Below are 16719 nucleotides of genomic sequence, written 5' to 3'. Positions count from 1 at the left end.
ATGCCGGAATTCGAGCTGACAGCATCGCCCTCCCCAGAAGACCTTGCCATCATCCAGGATGCGCTCAGCGCCTTCAACACGGAGGACGTCGGCGCTTCGGAACGCAAGCCGCTCGCCGTCCTCATCCGCGATACCGACGGCAAGGTGACAGGTGGACTTTCGGGCTACACCGCATGGGGCTGGCTCTTTACGCAGAACCTCTACATTCCGGAGACCCAGCGCGGCAAAGGCATGGCCGGAAAGATCCTCGCTGCGGCAGAGGAAGAGGCAAGCGCCCGCGGCTGCCACGGCGCATGGATCGATACGTTCAATCCGCAGGCGCTGCACACCTACCAGCAGGCGGGCTATGAAATCTTCGGCGAACTGCCGCAGTTTCCGAAAGGCCGGACACGGAGCTTCCTGCGCAAGAGCCTTGGTTAGGCGAGCGAGACTCGCCGTGTTTCCGCATCGATCACCAGCGCTGCGATGGCGGCGATGACCAGCAGCGCTGCAAACAGTCCGATGGCGACGCCGAGCCCCAGCGATACGACGAATGCCATCAGCGACGGTGCGGCAAGCCCGCCGAGCCGGGCCATTGCGCCTGCGGCTCCCATCCCGGTGGCGCGCGATCCCGTCGGGTAAAGCTCCGGCGTATAGGCGTAGAGAGCGCCCCAGGTACCGAGCAACGCGAAACTCATGATCAGCAGCGATGCACCGATCAACGTATCGTCCGGCGAAAGCACGAAGAGCAGGCATCCCGCCGCCGAAAGCAGGCAGAAGCCGATCAGCGTCGGCCGCCGTCCCCACTTTTCGACGCCATAGGCAGCAAGCGCATAGCCCGGTATTTGGGCGAGCGCCACGAAGACGAGAAAGCCGTAGCCGCGCACGAAACCGAAGCCCTCGCCGGCAAGCCTGGCGGGCATCCAGGTGAACACGCCGTAATAGGATACCGAAACGAGGAACCATATCGCCAGGATCATCAGGCTACGGCGGCGAAGCGAGGCGGAGAAGATGCCTTCCGAAGCCGCATGCGTAACCGGCACAATCTGCTCGGCGGCGGCAAGCTGCGGCCTGCCGTTGCGCTTCAGCATGCGGTTGACGATCGCCTTGGCTTCTTCCACATGGCCGGTCCGCAACAGATAGAGCGGCGATTCCGGTACGAAGAAACGGAGCCCGATGCCAAGGATGGCAGGCAACGCCGTCACGGCGAAGATGTAGCGCCACGCATCGGCAACGCCGGCGACGCTCGCGGCCCATGCGGCAAGCGCGACGATCAGCGTGCCGACCGCCCAGAAGCCTTCGAGCACGACGAGCCAGCGGCCGCGGATCTTTGCCGGCAGGAACTCCGCCATCATCGCATAATCGACCGGCAACGTGCCGCCAACCGCCATCCCCGTCAGGAAACGCAAAACGAGCAGGCTGGTGAAATCCGGCGCAAAGATCGAAAGCGTGCCGAACAAGGCATCGCAGCCGACCGTCAGGATCAGCACGGAGCGTCGGCCCACCTTGTCGGCAAGCCGACCGAAAACGACGGCGCCGATCAGCATGCCGAGGAAGAAAAGCGTTCCGGTCTGCAGCGCCTGCGGGACTGTCAGCTGGAACGTGGCGGCGATCGAAGCGGCCGTAAAGCCGACGGCGAGCACCTGCATGGCGTCGGCCGCCCATACAAGCCCAAAAATCGCCATCAGCCCCCGCTGAAAGGCGCCCGTCCCGGCGCGATCCAGCGCCTCGTCCATCGAAATTCCACTCATATCGCCCTCCACCAAGCTGCCGAAATCTCGCGCCAAGTGAGGTTCCGGGGTAATCAGCGATAGAACATATGGCCTATGCACGCCAGCCGATTATACCCTTGAGACGCTGATGCGCATCTTCGGCAATCGGAACGGCGAGAACGCGGGCGGGATCGACCGGACTCGGAAAGGCGAGCGCGTTGTAGGCGACCCTCTCGAAGCCGAGCGGGCAATAGTAAGGCGGATCGCCGACGAGGATGATGGCCTCGGAGCCCTTGCCCCTTGCCGCCTCCACCGCGATCCGCACGAGTTCGCGCCCGATGCCCATATTCTTGTGCGATGGCCGGACAGCGAGCGGCCCGAGCAGGTGCCCCTTCACATCGCCCGCCATGACCGGCGTCATTCTGACGGAAGCGATCGTTTCGCCATCATCGGTGCAGATGAAGGAGAGCGACAGATCGTGCGGTCCCTGTTCGCGGATGCGGGCCGCGGCACGCGTATGCCGGCCGGGGCCGAATGCTTCTTCGTTGATGTGTTCGATAGCCGCGTCGTGAGACGCATCCTCGGTGAGGTAGACCAGATCGTGCTTGTGCATGATGAGACAGAAACCGGATAGACGGAAGTGATGGATTCTCGAGCACGCCGTTCAGGCGTTCGGGAGCATCAGCGTCGTCGCAGGTTTCTGGTTGCGGCCATCAAGTCGGATCCTGAGAAAATGTGAAAAGGCCGATAGCAGGAAAAATTTCTCCCGTCCAATGCAAAATGCGGCCGTCGAAAAACTGCAGGACGCACTGTTCAGCGTTTGCACCCTGCAAAGATGGGGCCGCCTGCGATATGTTCCGCCAACGACGAATTTGAAGGAAGCACACAATGGGCATTCTGGTTGACGGCGTCTGGCAGGACGTCTGGTACGATACGAAGGAAACGAAGGGCCACTTCAAGCGCGCGGCCTCGCAGTTCCGCAACTGGATCACGGCCGATGGAGAGGCCGGCCCGACAGGCATCGGCGGCTTCAAGGCCGAGGCGGACCGTTATCATCTCTATGTGTCGCTCGCCTGCCCCTGGGCACACCGTACGCTGATCTTTCGCAAGCTGAAGACGCTTGAGAACATCATCTCCGTCTCCGTGGTCGATCCCCTGATGGCCGAGAACGGCTGGGAATTCAAATCCGGCGACGGCGCCACCGGCGATCATCTATACGGAGCAAAGACCCTCTGGGAGATCTACGTGAAGGCCGACCCGCATTATTCCGGCCGCGTCACAGTTCCCGTGCTCTGGGACAAGAAGACCGGCACGATCGTCAACAATGAATCAGCCGAGATCATCCGCATGTTCAACAGCGCCTTCGACGGCCTGACGGGTTCAAAAACGGATTTCTATCCCGCCGATCTTCGCGCCGATATCGATGCGCTGAACGCAATCGTCTACGACACTGTCAACAACGGCGTCTACAAGGCCGGCTTTGCAACGACGCAGGAGGCCTACGAAGAAAATGTCGTCAAGATTTTCGAAACGCTGGACACGCTGGACGAGCGCCTCGGCAAGACCCGCTACCTCTTCGGCGACCGGCTGACGGAAGCGGACTGGCGGCTGTTCACGACGCTGGCGCGCTTCGATGTCGTCTATGTCGGCCACTTCAAATGCAACATCCGCCGCATCGAAGACTACAAGAACCTTTCGGGCTACCTGCGCGATCTCTACCAGACGCCGGGTGTCAAGGAGACGGTGAACCTCCACCACATCAAGCAGCACTATTACCGCAGCCACAAGACGATCAACCCGACGGGTGTGGTGCCGGTCGGACCGGCGCTCGATCTCGACGGCGCGCACGGCCGCGCCAAGCTTGCCGCTGCGGCCTGAATCCTACCAGTAGTGAGCGGCGGGCTCTTCGCCGCTCAGTTCCCGGAGCCTCCGCCTCGTCGCCGCGGTCGCACCCTCCGGCAGATCGTCGAGCGCGAAGAAACCGCATTCGACGATCTCCATGTCCGGCTTGCGCGGCGCCGTCTGCTCGACCTCGGCACGATAGAAGACCACATGGTCGCGCCGGCTCGCCGATGCGTTGAAATAGACATGGAAGAGCTGCGGCCTGCCGATGATCCTGAGGTTGCCCTCCTCGCGCAGTTCCTTGATCAGAGCCTCTTCTGCCGTCTCGTTGCGCTCCAGCCCGCCGCCCGGCATATGCCAACCGGGAATATAGCTGTGACGCACCAGGAAAATCCGCCCCGACGAATCGAAGCAGGCGGCCCGCACACCCATCGTCATGCCGCGTGCGAGCGCGAAATAACCATGCACGATCCGCATCAGCAGTTTGGATTGCCAGGGCCTGATTTCCTTGGTCGTCATGGTTCTGTTTTCACTATTTCGTTCAATCGGATGTGTTTGATTTGTAACTATCCTGGTCTATGTGTCGTAGCATGTTCAAGCTCGCGCATATCTCGGATATCCACCTCGGTCCGCTTCCCAATCTTTCATTCCGCGAGCTTTTCTCGAAGCGCATCACCGGCTTTGTGAACTGGCATCGCTATAGGCGCAAGCATCTTTTCGGCGGCACGCTGGATCTGCTGTTGGACGATATCCGTGCGCGCCATGCGGACCACCTCGCGGTGACCGGCGACCTGGTGAACCTTGCAAGCCGCATCGAGATCCGCTCCGCCGCCGCCTGGCTGCGCGCGCTCGGAGAGCCAGCCGAAACCTCCGTGGTTCCCGGCAACCACGACGCCTATGTGCCGGGCGCTTACGAAAAATCCATGCGCGCCTGGTATGACTATGTGCGCGGCGATCTCGCCCCAGTTGAATGGGAGGAAGACAAGCACATCTTTCCCTATCTCCGCGTCCGCGGCAAAGTCGCGCTCGTCGGCTGCTCGACGGCCGTCGCCACGCCGCCTTTTGCCGCCAGCGGCTTCTTCAGCCAGCGGCAGGCCCGCGAGACCGTCAACATGCTGCGCGCGGCCGGCGAGGCAGGCCTCTTCCGCGTCGTCATGATCCATCATCCGCCGATCCGCGGCGCGACCGCCTTCTACAAGCGGATGATCGGCATCCGCCGCTTCGCCGCCGTTGTCTCGACCGGCGGGGCAGAACTCGTGCTCCACGGCCATACGCACCTCAATACGCTCCACTGGCTGCGCGGTCAGACCAGCCCCGTGCCTGTGGTCGGCATCGCCTCCGCCTCGCAGGGACCGGGCGGCCTGAAGCCCCGCGCCGCCTATAATCTCTTCAGCATCGACGGTTCGCCGGGCGCCTGGGAACTGCGGGGCGAGCGCTTCAGCTTGAACGATATGGGTGACGGCGTCACGCCGGAAAGTGTCGATATTTTCAAGCTTTAGACAGGAAAGCGGAATCGGTTTCGCCGCCTCTTGAATCATTTTCTGAAGCCGTCACGATTTTCCGCCGCGCGATGCTTCTCCCCTTGGTAATTCCAAATCCCGCGGTACAATCCGGCCGCAACTGCCGCCGACCAGGAGCAAGCCATGCGCACCGCAGCAAACCGCATCTGCCGTCTCATCCTCGCCTTCGGTCTTGCAGCCGGGCTCTCGGCACCGGCCTTCGCTGTCGGTGACGAAAGCGACGAGACCAAACCACCTCCAAAGACCGAAACCACGACGAAATGCGCCGACGGCAAGGTGTGGGACAAGACGAAGAAGGAATGCGTCGCGCCGAAGAAGAGCAGCTTCAACGACGATGACCTCTTCAAGGCAGCGCGCGAATTCGCCTATGCCGGCCAGTATGAGAACGCCATCACCGTCCTGAATCTCGCCAGGAATCAGAAGGATCCGCGCATCCTGAACTATCTCGGCTACGCAAACCGCAAGGCCGGCCGGACGGAGCTCGGAATGTCGTATTACCGCAAGGCACTGCAGGCCGATGGGAACTACATTCTCGCGCGGTCATACATGGGCCAAGCCCTGGTCGAAGAAGGAGATATCCAAGGCGCCCGCGTCCAGCTCGTCGAAATCCGCGACCGCGGCGGCGAAAACACTTGGGCTTACCGGGCGCTATTGCAGAGCCTGAACGGCTACCGGACCTATTGAAACGGGAGCCGCGCCGGCGTCCAATAGAAAAACGTTTGGGAATTCTTCGGCCGCGCCGTCTTCTTCTTGCGCGGCAGTGCAAAATTGTTTCATAAAGGTCACTTCCACGATATAAAAAGCTTAGCCCACCTTGGGTGCTTCGCCCGAACACATTCATGAAATGAGACCATGCGTCAGCCTGTAACGACCATCGATATCCGACGCGACCTGGTGGGACTGCTCCCGCGGCTGCGGCGCTTCGCGATGACGCTTGCCGGCGATGCAGCAGCTGCCGACGATCTGGTGCAGGCGGTCTGTCAGCGCGCGGTGGCGAAAAGCCACCAGTGGAGCGGCGAAGGCAGGCTCGAAAGCTGGATTTACACGCTCGCCCGCCAGCAATGGAGCGACGATGGCCGCAAGCGCAAGGCGCGGCCGGCTTCAAAGGGCAACGTCACGGACATCCGCGATGCCGTGCGCGACCGCGCAGCCGTCGCTGATACCGATGCCATACACCGCATGCTCGCCGAAATGCCCGAGGGCATTTCGAGCGTCTTCCTGCTCGTCGCTGTCGAAGGCCATACCTATCAGCAGGCCGCCGACATCATGGGCATATCGGCAGGCAGCGTGCCCGCGCAGCTTGCCGCGGCGCGGTTGCACTTCGCAAGCCTCGCCGACGACCATCCTCACAGGTACTGAACTTTGCCCGATTTCAAGAAACTGACGCTTGACGCCCAGCTGACCGCCCTTCTCGACGGGGAAGCGACGCCGGAACAGAAGCATGAGCTGGAACAGCGTCTCGCCACCGACGAAGGTGCACGCCGGCTTTACGACAAGTTGCGTCACGGCGCCGATTTCGGCCGCCACCGACTGGACGATATCCTGAAAGAGCCGGTTCCGCTGGCGCTCGTGCGCTCGATCAAGAGCGTTCAGCCGCCCAAGGCGCCGATCGCCCCGCGAACCAGCCGCCCATCGATGAAGCTTGCACCCAGCGGCACGCAGGCGCTGGCTGCGGCGATCATCCTTTTCATCGTCGGCTGCGGCATCGGCTATCTCGCCGGCACAAGCCCCGGCGCTCCCACGGGCCATGGCACAACGCAAGCCGTGGATGACAACGCCGGCAGCAAGAACTGGCTGAACGACATCACCGCCTACCAGCGCCTGATGATCCGCCAGCCACGGCATATCGTCGAGGTTCCCTCGACGCAGGCCGAAGAGATTTCCAACTGGCTGACGTCAACGGTCGGCGTCGCCTTCCGCGTGCCTGACCTGTCCGCCGACGGCTGGACCTTTCAGGGCGCCCGTGTGCTTCTTGGCGACGGAAAACCGGTCGGCCAGCTGGTCTATACGAGCGCTGATGGCGATCTCATCTCGATCTGCTTCCGCAAGGATCCCCAGCCACCCGAGTCCGAGGACTTCAAGGAAACGATCAGAGACGAAATCGGCCTGATCACCTGGCACAATGCCGGCACATCCTACGTTCTGGCAGGCCCTTCCGCCGAAGCCTCGCTCAGCCAGATCGCCATGGAAGTCGCAACCGCGATCTGAGCTTACGGCACCAGCACGACCTTGCCGCTAACGCCCCGGTTTTCGATGGCGCGATGCGCGTCGGCAGCTTTGTCCAGCGGGAAACTTGCGCCCTCCGCGATGGTCAACGCGCCGGAGACAGCAAGCGAAAACAGCGTGGAGAGATCGTCCGACAGCGTTTCGGATAATAGAGGCAGCAGGGCAAATCCCTTCAGCGACTGGTTCTTTTTGAACATAGCGTTGAGGTCGGTCGCCTCAAGCTGGAAGCGGCCCAGTGCGGCAAAGACAAGCTCTCCGCCCGGCGCAAGCGTTGCAAGAGAGGCACGCGTCACCTCGCTGCCAATCGTATCATAGATCAGATCGACGGATGCCTGCTCACGGATGGTTTCCTGCCAGCCGTCGGCCGTATAGTCGATCGCCGAATCCGCGCCGAGCGCGCGCGCCAGCGATCTCTTCTTCGCGCTGCTGGCGGTCGCAATGACCGATCCTGCACCCTCGCGCTTCGCCAATTGCACCAGCAGCGACCCGACGCCACCGGCAGCAGCATGGACAAGAACGGCTTTGCCCCGCGGCGGCGCCTGACGCACCATATGCAGCGCCGTCAGCCCTTGCACCATCAGCGCTGCCGCCGCCTCGAAAGACAATTGATCCGGGATCGGGATCACTGAGCTTCCCGGCACGGCGACGTACTCCGCGTAGCCCTCGCCCCGTCCAAGCGCAAAAAGCGGAACGGCGACGTGTGCACCGATGAGAGCGGCATCAGCTTCCTCGCCCACCGCCTCGACAATGCCTGCAACCTCGACACCCAGGATCATCGGCAATTCCGGCGTCACCTCATACCGGTCGGCACGCATCAGCACCTCGAAGAAATTGACACCCGCAGCACGGACACGAACAAGAACCTCCCCTTCACGGGCCACCGGTTTCGGAACCTCGACAATTTTCAGGACCTCAGGCGGACCGAAATGGTTGAAGCGGACGGCTCTCATGGGCAGACCTCACGTTTGAATGGCGTGAGCAGCGCTTTACCAGTAAGCTTGGTGGCAGGAATACACACTCTTTCGTGCCATACCCACCAGGAAGTGACCATGGCTGAACCCATCAAAAGACTGCCAAAATTGCCCGTCGAACGCGCCCTGAAGGTGATCGCCGGGCGCTGGAAGCCAATCATCCTCTATTACGTTTTCAGCGGACCGAAGCGCCTCTCGAAGCTGAAACGCCTGATGCCGGAGATCACGCAGAAGGTGCTGATCCAACAGCTGCGCGAGATGGAAGAGCACGGTTTGGTGAGGCGCGAGGTCTTCGCCGAGGTTCCCGCACGCGTCGAATATACCGCGACGGAGCTTGGACTTGGGCTTGAGCCGGTACTGCTGGCGCTCTGCCAATGGGGCCAGCGCCATGCCGAAGCGCTGAACGAAGTCGCCGACATTGCCGACTGCATCGTCCGTCCGCGCGATGAAAATATCGCCGCTTGAGCGGCGAAAATGCGCAGCGGACAGAACCCGCTGCGCGATGCCGATCAGTTCTTCCCGGCTCTCACATCAAGCACCCGGTTCGCCGCCGAGACGATCGCCTCGAGCGAGGCGCCGACGATATTGGTGCTGATGCCGGCGCCGAAGAGCTTGCCACCGGGATAGGCGGTTTCGACGTAGGAGATGGCCGCCGCGTTCGAGCCGTGCTGCAGCGAGTGCTCGGAATAGTCTTCGACCGACATCTCGATGCCGAGATAGTGCGAGAGCGCGTTGATGAAGCCGTCGACCGGCCCGTTGCCGCGGCCCTCGATACGCTTCGTCTCGCCATTGTCGGTAATCTCCGCTGCAACGACGCGCACGCCCTTGCGATCGGGATCGGCGAAAGTGTGGTGATCGACGAACTTGATACGGCCCTCGGGCTGCGTCACGTAGCGCTCGATGAAGCGGTCGTAGATGCGGCGCGACGGCAGCTCCTTGCCTTCTTCGTCGGTGATGCGCTGGATCTCCTCGCGGAACTCGACCTGGAGATTGCGCGGCAGGTTCAGCCCGTAATCCTGCTGCAGGATATAGGCGATGCCGCCCTTGCCGGACTGCGAGTTGATGCGGATGATCGCCTCGTAGGAGCGACCGACATCCTGCGGATCGATCGGCAGGTAGGGTACTTCCCACAGCGGATGGTTGGCGACCTTGATCGCCTTCATGCCCTTGTTGATCGCATCCTGGTGCGAGCCGGAGAACGCGGTGTATACCAGTTCGCCGACGTAAGGATGGCGTTCGCCGATCGTCATCTGGTTCGAATATTCGAAAACGCTCTTTATGCGCTCGATATCCGAGCAGTCGATTTCCGGATCGACGCCCTGGGTGAACATGTTGAGCGCCATCGTCACGACGTCGACGTTGCCGGTGCGCTCACCGTTGCCGAAAAGCGTGCCCTCGACGCGGTCGGCGCCCGCCAGCAGGCCGAGCTCGGCTGCTGCAATGCCGGTGCCGCGGTCGTTATGCGGGTGCAGCGAAACGATCAGGCTCTCGCGATTGTCGAGATTGCGGCACATCCATTCGATCTGATCGGCATAGACGTTTGGCGTCGCCATCTCGACGGTGGACGGCAGGTTGATGATCAGCTTGTTGTCCGCCGTTGGCTTCATGACGTCGATGACGGCGTTGCAGATTTCCAGCGCCACTTCGAGTTCGGTGCCCGTAAAGCTTTCCGGCGAATATTCGAAGCGGTAGCCGCCGCCGGCCTTGGCCGCCATGTCAGTGATCATCTTCGCCGCATCGACGGCGATCTGCTTGATGCCCTGCACGTCTTTGGCAAAAACCACGCGGCGCTGCAGCTCGCTCGTCGAGTTGTAGAAATGCACAATCGGCCTGTTGGCGCCCTGCAGCGCTTCGAAGGTGCGGGTGATGAGTTCGGGACGACACTGAACCAGGACCTGCAGCGAAACATCGTCCGCGACGTTTCCTTCCTCGATGCACCAGCGCGCGAAGTCGAAGTCCGTCTGCGAGGCGGACGGAAATCCGATCTCGATTTCCTTGAAGCCCATGGCGAGCAGCAGATTGAACATGCGAGCCTTGCGGTCGTGACCCATCGGATCCACCAGCGCCTGATTGCCGTCGCGAAGGTCGACCGAGCACCAGACCGGCGCCTTGGTGATCACGTTCGTCGGCCAGGTGCGATCGGGAATGTTCACCTGCGGGTACGGGCGGTATTTCACGCCTGCGGATTGCATGCCTTTTGCGGGAATTTGCGTCGTCGCGTCCATTGTCTTCTTCCTCGTCCCGGCAATTTGCCTCGCGTCTTAGCCCATCATAGCAGGCTTTGCGACAGCAAATACGGACCTTGTGCTCTATCTTGGCATTCAGGGAAATCGTCGCGAGGAGCGATGGGCCAGCGGGCTTTCGGCCGCCGGGCGCTCCTCAAAGGACCCGGCAACCGCGCGTAAGGCCGAGGAGAAGAAGCGACGTCAGGGCGCGCGTATTGTCACGCAGGGCAACGCGGCCGCGGACAATGGTGTCGGAAATCTTTGCGCCAGTCGTCTTCATAAGCGCGCTTATAGCCGCCGAACAAAAAACTGGCAACCCCCCGCCTATTTTCTTGCCGCTTGCACAAAACGCGACAGCGCCAGCATCAGGCCGCCGGCCACCAGTCCCCAGAAAGCCCCGGAAATTCCGCCGAAGGAAACACCCGACGCAGTGACCAGGAAGGTGATCGCCGCGGCCTCCCGCGATTCCGGAGCCTGGAAGGCGGCCATCGCCGAGCCCGAGAAGGCGCCGACGAGCGCAAGGCCGGCGACCGCCTGGATCAGGATCGGCGGTGCCAGCGCCACGAAAGTCGTCACGACGCCGGCGAGCGGGCCGACAATGAGATAGCAGACGCCGCAGATTAGCACCGCCCAGTAACGCCGAGCGGGATCCGGATGCGCGTCCGGACCGGCGCACATCGCCGCGGTAATCGCAGCCAGATTGACCGCATGGCCGCCGAGGGGCGCCGATACGACCGAGAACAGACCGGTTACCGAGAAGAGCGATCCGGGTTTCGGCGCGTAGCCATTTACCTTCAGCACGGCGATGCCCGGAATGTTCTGCGACGCCATGGTGACGATGAAGAGCGGCAGCGCGATGGAGATGAAAGCCGGCAGGTTGAAAACAGGCGTAACGATCTCGACGGTCGGCAGCAGCGCCTGCCCGATCGAGCCCAGCGCTCCCTCGGGAATGTCCACGCCGAAGGCAAGAATCAGCACGAAAGCCCCCAGAGCCGCCGGCACCGCCCAGAGCCGCTTGAACGCGCCGACGACGATCCATGCAAGCACGATAGGCAGTCCGAGCAGCGGATCGAAAGCGATCGCCTTCACCGGCGCGAAGCACAACCCGATCAGCACGCCCGCGAGCATGGCATTGGCGAGCGGCGCCGGAATGGCGGCAACCGCCCGGCCGAGCGGCTTGAACAGGCCGGCGATGACGATCAGCAGCGCGCAGGTAAGAAACGCTCCTACCGCCGCATTGAACCCGCCCTCGACCACACCGGTACTGGCAAGCAGAGCCCCGCCCGGGGTGGACCATGCGGTGCTGATGGGCATCCGCGTCACGGTGCTTAGCACGATCGCGCAAAGCCCCAACGAGATCGACAGTGCCATGAGCCCCGACGCCGCCTGGGCGTCCGTCGCGCCGACGCCATGCAGTCCTTGCAGGACAACCGCAAAGGAACTGGCGAAGCCGACAAAGGCAGTGAGGACTCCCATGAACAGGGCCTGGACGGAAAAGTCTTTGAGCATGGCGGGACTCAGGATGAGCGGGAAAGCCGCATGGAGCCCTATTAGGTGGAGTCGCGCAAGTGCGGATGCCCGCGTTCTGGCTTCGCCCTCTCTCCGGGGAGAAGATGCCCAACAGGGCAGATGAGGTCGGCGAAGCCGGGCAGTCGATCCTCAGGATCGATTGCGAACTCCAACTTTGATCAAGAAAAAGGGGCGACGCTTGCCGCGCCGCCCCACATCCGATCCTTCGGCCCCTCCCTAATGGGAGAGGAGAAAATCAAATCTCGCTCTGCGAAGTGATGATTCGCGAAACCAGTCCGTAGGCCTTGGCTTCTTCGGCCGAGAGCCAGTAGTCGCGGTCGGTGTCGGCGGTGATCTTTTCGATCGGCTGACCGGTGGCAGCCGCCATGATCTTGTTCAGGCGCTCGTTCATCTTGATGATCTCGCGCGCCTGGATCTCGATGTCGGAGGCCATGCCGCGCGTGCCACCGGAGGGTTGGTGCAGCAGGAAGCGCGTGTTGGGCAGGCAGAGACGCCGTTCCTTCGGTACCGCGACGTAGATCAGCGCGCCGGCGGAGGCGACCCAGCCGGTGCCGATCATCCAGACGTTCGGCTTGATGAATTTGACCATGTCATGGATCGAATCGCCGGATTCGACGTGACCACCGGGCGAACTGACGTAAATACGGATGTCGTCGTCGCTGGCTGCAGCAAGCGCCACGAGCTGCGAGCAGACCTTCTGGGCGATTTCCTGGTTGATAGGCCCGTAGATGAAGATCGAACGCGACTTGAAAAGATTCGCCTCCGTTTCCTTGCTGAGCGGCAGTTCCTTCGTCTTGTCGTCGTCTTGTTCTTCGTCGTTCATTCGAATCTCTCTCACGTGAACTCGCGTTCCTCGCACATAGTGCGACTCAATGGGTAAAACAATGCGGGAAAAAGGCAAGGCACGGAACGGGTGAAGATATTCTTATGACGAACCGACGATATGGTCGCATTCTGCCGAGAGCTCGAAGCGGAGGAGAAAATGACATCGGAAATGCTACGCGCGGCTGTCCGCAACAATGCGCTCTGGTGCAATGCCGTCTGCGAGGCGCAGGGCGCGCCCGGCGAGTTTTCCGCAACCCTCTGGCTCCACCGCCAGGGCACGCCGCCCTTTTATCCGGACGCCATAACGCTGACGGGCGGCGATACCGCGCGCGAGCAGGAGGAAGCGATAGCGGTGCTGATCCGCTCGCGAAAGGGCGGCTGGGGCGTCAAGGACAGTTACGCCGCGCTTAACCTTGCCCCTCTCGGTTTCGAAATCCTGTTCGAGGCCGAATGGCTCGGCATCGAGGCGGACAAGATTCATGCGCCGGAAGATCAGTCCGTGACATGGAAGCGGATCGCAACGGCGGATGAATTGGACCTCTGGGAAAAAGCCTGGGGCGCAGGCGACCCGCCGCAAGCGACGCCGATCTTCGCCGAACCGCTGCTGCTCAATCCCGATATCGCCTTTTTCGCCACCTTCGAGGGCAAAGCGCTCGAAGGCGGCGGAATTCTCAACCGCCAGGCGGATGTGGTCGCCCATTCGAACGTCTTTGCCATCAAAAGGAGGAAGCGAGCCATTCGCGCGGGGCTCGTGCAGAAGGCGGCGGAGATCTTTCCCGGCACGCCCGTCGTCGGCTACGAGCATGGCGATGATTTGAGCGATGCGCTGGAGCTCGGCTTCACATCGCTCGGCCCGCTGCGCGTCTGGGTCCGGTCCTGAGCGCCTTACCGAAATGTAACGCGCCGCGGCTTTGAAAAGCCAAAATCCGTTCCTACCTCATCCTCACGCGGCCATGTCCGCACGAAAGATACAAGGAAGACAGCCATGTCACCGGAAGAACGCCAATTGCTGGCCGGGCTTTTCGACAGGGTCCGCACCGCCGCCGCGACACCGCGCGATCGCGAAGCGGAGACCTTCATCGATCAGGGCGTGCGCGAGCAGCCCTATACTACCTATTATCTGGCGCAGGCCGTCATCGTCCAGGAAAAGGGTCTTGAAGCGGCCGCCAACCACATCAAGGAACTGGAAGAACGCATCCGCCAGCTCGAGGCCGGCGAAAGCGAACATCACCAGGCCGAACAGGGTGGCGGGTTCCTAAGCTCGATCTTCGGCACCGGCCAGGCGCAGCAGCCAGCGCAGACTTCCGGCCCTTGGGGCAATGCGCCCCGCCAAGCCCAGCAGGATCGCGGTTATGATGAGCCCGTCCGCCCGATGCGGCAGCAGCAGCCGAGCGGTCCTTGGGATCCGCAGCCCGGCGCACCCTCTGCCGGCGGCAGCTTCCTTCGCGGCGCACTAGGCACGGCTGCCGGCGTGGCAGGCGGCATGCTGCTTGCCAATTCGCTGAGCGGCATCTTCGGCAATCATATGTCGTCGCTCGGATGGGGCTCGCCTTTTTCCGGCAGCAATCCTTTCGGCAATGCCAGCGCTCCCGCCGAAGAGACCGTCATCAATAATGATTATGGCGATCAGAAGCCACAGGCTGACGACGACAACAATAACAATGACAACGATATCCGGCAGGCCGATTACAACAGTGACGACAATGATGACGATGTCGCAGACGATCAGTCCGGCGACGATAGTTTCGACGTCTGACCGATCGGCCTAAGTGTCAGCCGCGGCCGCGATACGTCGCAACACCCTGGTCGGGCAACCATACGCCTTCCGGCGGCTTGCCCGTCTGCCAGAAGACATCGATTGGAATACCGCCGCGCGGATACCAATAGGCGCCGATCCGAAGCCACTTCGGATCGAGCAGTTCCACGAGACGCTTGGCGATATAGATCGAGCAGTCCTCATGGAAGGCGCCTTGATTGCGGAAGGAATGTAGGAAGAGTTTCAGCGACTTCGACTCAACCAGCCATTCGTTCGGGATGTAGTCGATGACGATATGGGCGAAATCCGGTTGGCCGGTCATCGGGCAGAGCGAGGTGAACTCCGGCGCGGTGAAGCGCACGACGAAGTCGGTGCCCGCATGGTTTGACGGCACCTTCTCCAGCACCGCCTCTTCCGGCGACTTGGCTGTTTCGGTCTCTTTTCCCAGCATCGACAGGCTGGAAACATCGGTTTTCGGCATTAGACGTCCTTTACAACTTTGACGCGGATCCCATGGGCCCTTTCGCCCTCGGGCTCGACGTGAATGGCAATGCTAGCGCCCGGATGCACCGCGCGGATGGCATCTTCAAGGCGGTCGCAGATATCGTGCGCCTGCCTTACCGGCATTGCGGCCGGAACGACAAGATGAAAATCGACGAAGGTGACCGAACCCGCCCTGCGGGTTTTCAGGTCGTGAACGCCGATCGAGCCCGCCGCATGCGTGGCGATCGCCTGCTTGATGGCCTCCTCTTCCTCCGGTTCCACCGCCTGGTCCATCAGCCCGCCGATCGAATGCGAGATCACCTTCCAGCCCTGATAGAGAATGTTGACGGCGACGAGGATCGCAAGCATCGGGTCGAAGATCGGATAGCCGGTCGCGATCGCCAGAAGCAGGCCGATCAGCACGCCGACGGAGGTCACGACGTCCGACATGATATGCTGGCCGTCGGCGGCAAGCGCCGCCGAGCGGTGTTTTCGGCCGGTGCGGATCAGCAGCTGCGCCCAGACGGCGTTGATCACCCCTGCCCCGAAATTGATCGCAAGGCCGAGCGCCGGCGCATCGAGCATGCGCGGCGCCGCCAGGTGACCGATCGCCTCGTTGACGATCAGGAGCGCCGCAACGACGATGAGCACGCCTTCGATCACCGCCGAGAGGTACTCAGCCTTGTGGTGCCCGAACGGATGGTCGTGATCCGCCGGCCTCTGCGCGTAGCGGATGACGAAATAGGCAATGAGGGCGGCAACGACGTTAACGGTCGACTCCAGGCCATCCGAAAGCAGCGCGACCGAGCCGGTGACCCACCAAGCCACCATCTTCAGTCCCATGACGCCGAGCGACAGCGGAATGCTCCAAAGCGCCAGCCGCTGAACCGCGAGATTGCCCTGTCCGTCCATGTCGATCCCTCTTGCCAGCCTCAGTGCGGATGCGAATGAATTGCAGCATTGGGCCCATTCAAACGCAAAACCGCCCGCGCGAAAATCGCGCAGGCGGCCAATGCGGGTGATATGGGGGATTACCGGCATTTTGTCAAATTGGACGGCCTGCGGCAACGCAGCCGCCGCCGACAATACTCCTGAAAGTCTCGAGGCATTAGAAGACCTCCCGGAAGCCGACGAAACCATGCTGCTTGTCGAAGCCGGCCCGATCGCCATTCCACCGGGACTGGTTGTCGTTTCCGAGGCTTTAGCCGTTCAGATGGTTGCCGAGCGTCCCCACGAGCGGATCGTGGATAATCGCATCCAGCCTCTCGATCAATCCGATGCGGAGGAGATGCTGGCACTTGCAACCTTGACCAAGCCCGGGCCGTTCACATTACGCGCCCAAAGCCTCGGCCCCTTCTGGGGGATCAAGACTGAAGGCAGGCTCATCGCCATGGCCGGCCAGCGGCTGCGCCAGACCGGCTTTGCCGAACTCAGCGGGCTTTGCACGCATCCGGAATTCCAGCGGCGCGGGTTCGGCACGTTGCTCTTTCGTTTTGTGGCCGGCGAAATCGCCACCCAAGGCGAAACTGCCTATCTGCACGCCTATGCGAACAATACGACGGCAATCGCCCTCTACAAGTCGCTCGGCTTCAGGCTGCGCTCCGAAATGAACCTGCGCATCGTCAAACGCCGGGCATAAACGGCCGATCC

Annotated in this window: 18 protein-coding genes and 1 pseudogene; 10 read left to right on the top strand and 9 right to left on the bottom strand. The window is 62.0% G+C overall.

What is annotated here, in order from left to right; genetic code table 11:
• Complete coding sequence (locus ACZ9BX_RS02055; protein ID WP_476215399.1) at positions 1 to 420, top strand: N-acetyltransferase family protein; 420 nt, start codon at positions 1 to 3, stop codon at positions 418 to 420.
• Here the strand turns inward: ACZ9BX_RS02055 and ACZ9BX_RS02050 are convergent.
• A complete protein-coding gene (locus ACZ9BX_RS02050; protein ID WP_476215397.1) occupies positions 417 to 1730 on the bottom strand; it encodes an MFS transporter in 1314 nt (437 codons plus the stop codon). The two genes, ACZ9BX_RS02055 and ACZ9BX_RS02050, sit on opposite strands and share 4 nt — an antisense overlap.
• A gap of 73 nt (positions 1731 to 1803) precedes the next feature.
• On the bottom strand, positions 1804 to 2304 hold the full coding sequence (locus ACZ9BX_RS02045; RefSeq protein WP_476215395.1) for a GNAT family N-acetyltransferase: 501 nt from the start codon (positions 2302 to 2304) through the stop codon (positions 1804 to 1806).
• A gap of 275 nt (positions 2305 to 2579) precedes the next feature.
• Here ACZ9BX_RS02045 and ACZ9BX_RS02040 point away from each other — a divergent pair, with 275 nt between their 5' ends.
• The gene (locus ACZ9BX_RS02040; RefSeq protein ID WP_476215393.1) at positions 2580 to 3569 is read left to right on the top strand and encodes a glutathione S-transferase family protein; all 990 of its coding nucleotides are present in this window, start codon (positions 2580 to 2582) and stop codon (positions 3567 to 3569) included.
• Between the two features lie 3 nt (positions 3570 to 3572).
• Here the strand turns inward: ACZ9BX_RS02040 and ACZ9BX_RS02035 are convergent, their stop codons facing one another.
• Positions 3573 to 4052: an NUDIX domain-containing protein gene (locus ACZ9BX_RS02035; RefSeq protein ID WP_027508338.1), complete on the bottom strand. Its 480-nt coding sequence runs from the start codon at positions 4050 to 4052 to the stop codon at positions 3573 to 3575.
• Positions 4053 to 4123: 71 nt separating this feature from the next.
• Between ACZ9BX_RS02035 and ACZ9BX_RS02030 the strand changes: the two genes are divergently transcribed.
• The 4 genes from ACZ9BX_RS02030 to ACZ9BX_RS02015 all read left to right on the top strand — a co-directional run bounded on the left by ACZ9BX_RS02030 (position 4124) and on the right by ACZ9BX_RS02015 (position 7261).
• Complete coding sequence (locus ACZ9BX_RS02030; RefSeq protein WP_476215391.1) at positions 4124 to 5032, top strand: metallophosphoesterase family protein; 909 nt, start codon at positions 4124 to 4126, stop codon at positions 5030 to 5032.
• Between the two features lie 144 nt (positions 5033 to 5176).
• Positions 5177 to 5737 (top strand): tetratricopeptide repeat protein, encoded by a 561-nt coding sequence (locus ACZ9BX_RS02025; RefSeq protein WP_476215389.1) that lies wholly within the window; start codon positions 5177 to 5179, stop codon positions 5735 to 5737.
• A gap of 168 nt (positions 5738 to 5905) precedes the next feature.
• Positions 5906 to 6412 (top strand): RNA polymerase sigma factor, encoded by a 507-nt coding sequence (locus tag ACZ9BX_RS02020; RefSeq protein ID WP_476215388.1) that lies wholly within the window; start codon positions 5906 to 5908, stop codon positions 6410 to 6412.
• Positions 6413 to 6415: 3 nt separating this feature from the next.
• Positions 6416 to 7261, top strand: a complete 846-nt coding sequence (locus tag ACZ9BX_RS02015) for an anti-sigma factor family protein (protein ID WP_476215386.1) — start codon at positions 6416 to 6418, stop codon at positions 7259 to 7261.
• A 2-nt stretch (positions 7262 to 7263) separates the two neighbouring features.
• Here ACZ9BX_RS02015 and ACZ9BX_RS02010 read toward each other — a convergent pair whose 3' ends face one another.
• Positions 7264 to 8229, bottom strand: coding sequence for a quinone oxidoreductase family protein (locus ACZ9BX_RS02010; RefSeq protein WP_476215384.1), 966 nt, complete (start codon positions 8227 to 8229; stop codon positions 7264 to 7266).
• Between the two features lie 2 nt (positions 8230 to 8231).
• On the opposite strand from ACZ9BX_RS02010, the pseudogene ACZ9BX_RS02005 reads away from it, so the two are divergent.
• Positions 8232 to 8715 (top strand): annotated as a pseudogene (locus ACZ9BX_RS02005) (winged helix-turn-helix transcriptional regulator); the annotation flags it as partial.
• Positions 8716 to 8759: 44 nt separating this feature from the next.
• On the opposite strand, the gene leuA reads toward ACZ9BX_RS02005, so the two are convergent.
• The 3 genes from leuA to ACZ9BX_RS01990 form a co-directional block, all read right to left on the bottom strand.
• Positions 8760 to 10475 carry a 2-isopropylmalate synthase gene (leuA, locus tag ACZ9BX_RS02000; protein WP_476215382.1) on the bottom strand — a complete coding sequence of 572 codons (1716 nt, stop codon included), beginning with the start codon at positions 10473 to 10475 and terminating at the stop codon, positions 8760 to 8762.
• Between the two features lie 324 nt (positions 10476 to 10799).
• Positions 10800 to 11984 (bottom strand): benzoate/H(+) symporter BenE family transporter, encoded by a 1185-nt coding sequence (locus ACZ9BX_RS01995; protein ID WP_476215380.1) that lies wholly within the window; start codon positions 11982 to 11984, stop codon positions 10800 to 10802.
• Between the two features lie 256 nt (positions 11985 to 12240).
• Entirely contained in the window at positions 12241 to 12828 is a 588-nt protein-coding gene (locus ACZ9BX_RS01990) for an ATP-dependent Clp protease proteolytic subunit (RefSeq protein WP_476215378.1), read from the bottom strand.
• A gap of 159 nt (positions 12829 to 12987) precedes the next feature.
• On the opposite strand from ACZ9BX_RS01990, the gene ACZ9BX_RS01985 reads away from it, so the two are divergent.
• The gene (locus ACZ9BX_RS01985) at positions 12988 to 13710 is read left to right on the top strand and encodes a hypothetical protein (RefSeq protein WP_476215376.1); all 723 of its coding nucleotides are present in this window, start codon (positions 12988 to 12990) and stop codon (positions 13708 to 13710) included.
• Between the two features lie 105 nt (positions 13711 to 13815).
• On the top strand, positions 13816 to 14586 hold the full coding sequence (locus tag ACZ9BX_RS01980; protein WP_476215374.1) for a DUF2076 domain-containing protein: 771 nt from the start codon (positions 13816 to 13818) through the stop codon (positions 14584 to 14586).
• A 16-nt stretch (positions 14587 to 14602) separates the two neighbouring features.
• On the opposite strand, the gene queF is transcribed toward ACZ9BX_RS01980, so the two are convergent.
• Both queF and emfA read right to left on the bottom strand, forming a co-directional pair.
• Positions 14603 to 15067 (bottom strand): preQ(1) synthase, encoded by a 465-nt coding sequence (gene queF / locus ACZ9BX_RS01975; RefSeq protein ID WP_476215372.1) that lies wholly within the window; start codon positions 15065 to 15067, stop codon positions 14603 to 14605.
• On the bottom strand, positions 15067 to 15981 hold the full coding sequence (emfA, locus tag ACZ9BX_RS01970; protein WP_027508325.1) for a CDF family cation efflux transporter EmfA: 915 nt from the start codon (positions 15979 to 15981) through the stop codon (positions 15067 to 15069). The genes queF and emfA overlap by 1 nt, the downstream gene beginning before the upstream one ends.
• A gap of 130 nt (positions 15982 to 16111) precedes the next feature.
• Between emfA and ACZ9BX_RS01965 the strand changes: the two genes are divergently transcribed.
• Positions 16112 to 16708, top strand: coding sequence for a GNAT family N-acetyltransferase (locus ACZ9BX_RS01965; protein WP_476215370.1), 597 nt, complete (start codon positions 16112 to 16114; stop codon positions 16706 to 16708).
• Positions 16709 to 16719 lie beyond the last annotated feature (11 nt).

The sequence above is a fragment of the Rhizobium sp. USDA 3886 genome, assembly GCF_056279785.1.
This window is presented reverse-complemented; position numbering and strand designations above follow the sequence as displayed.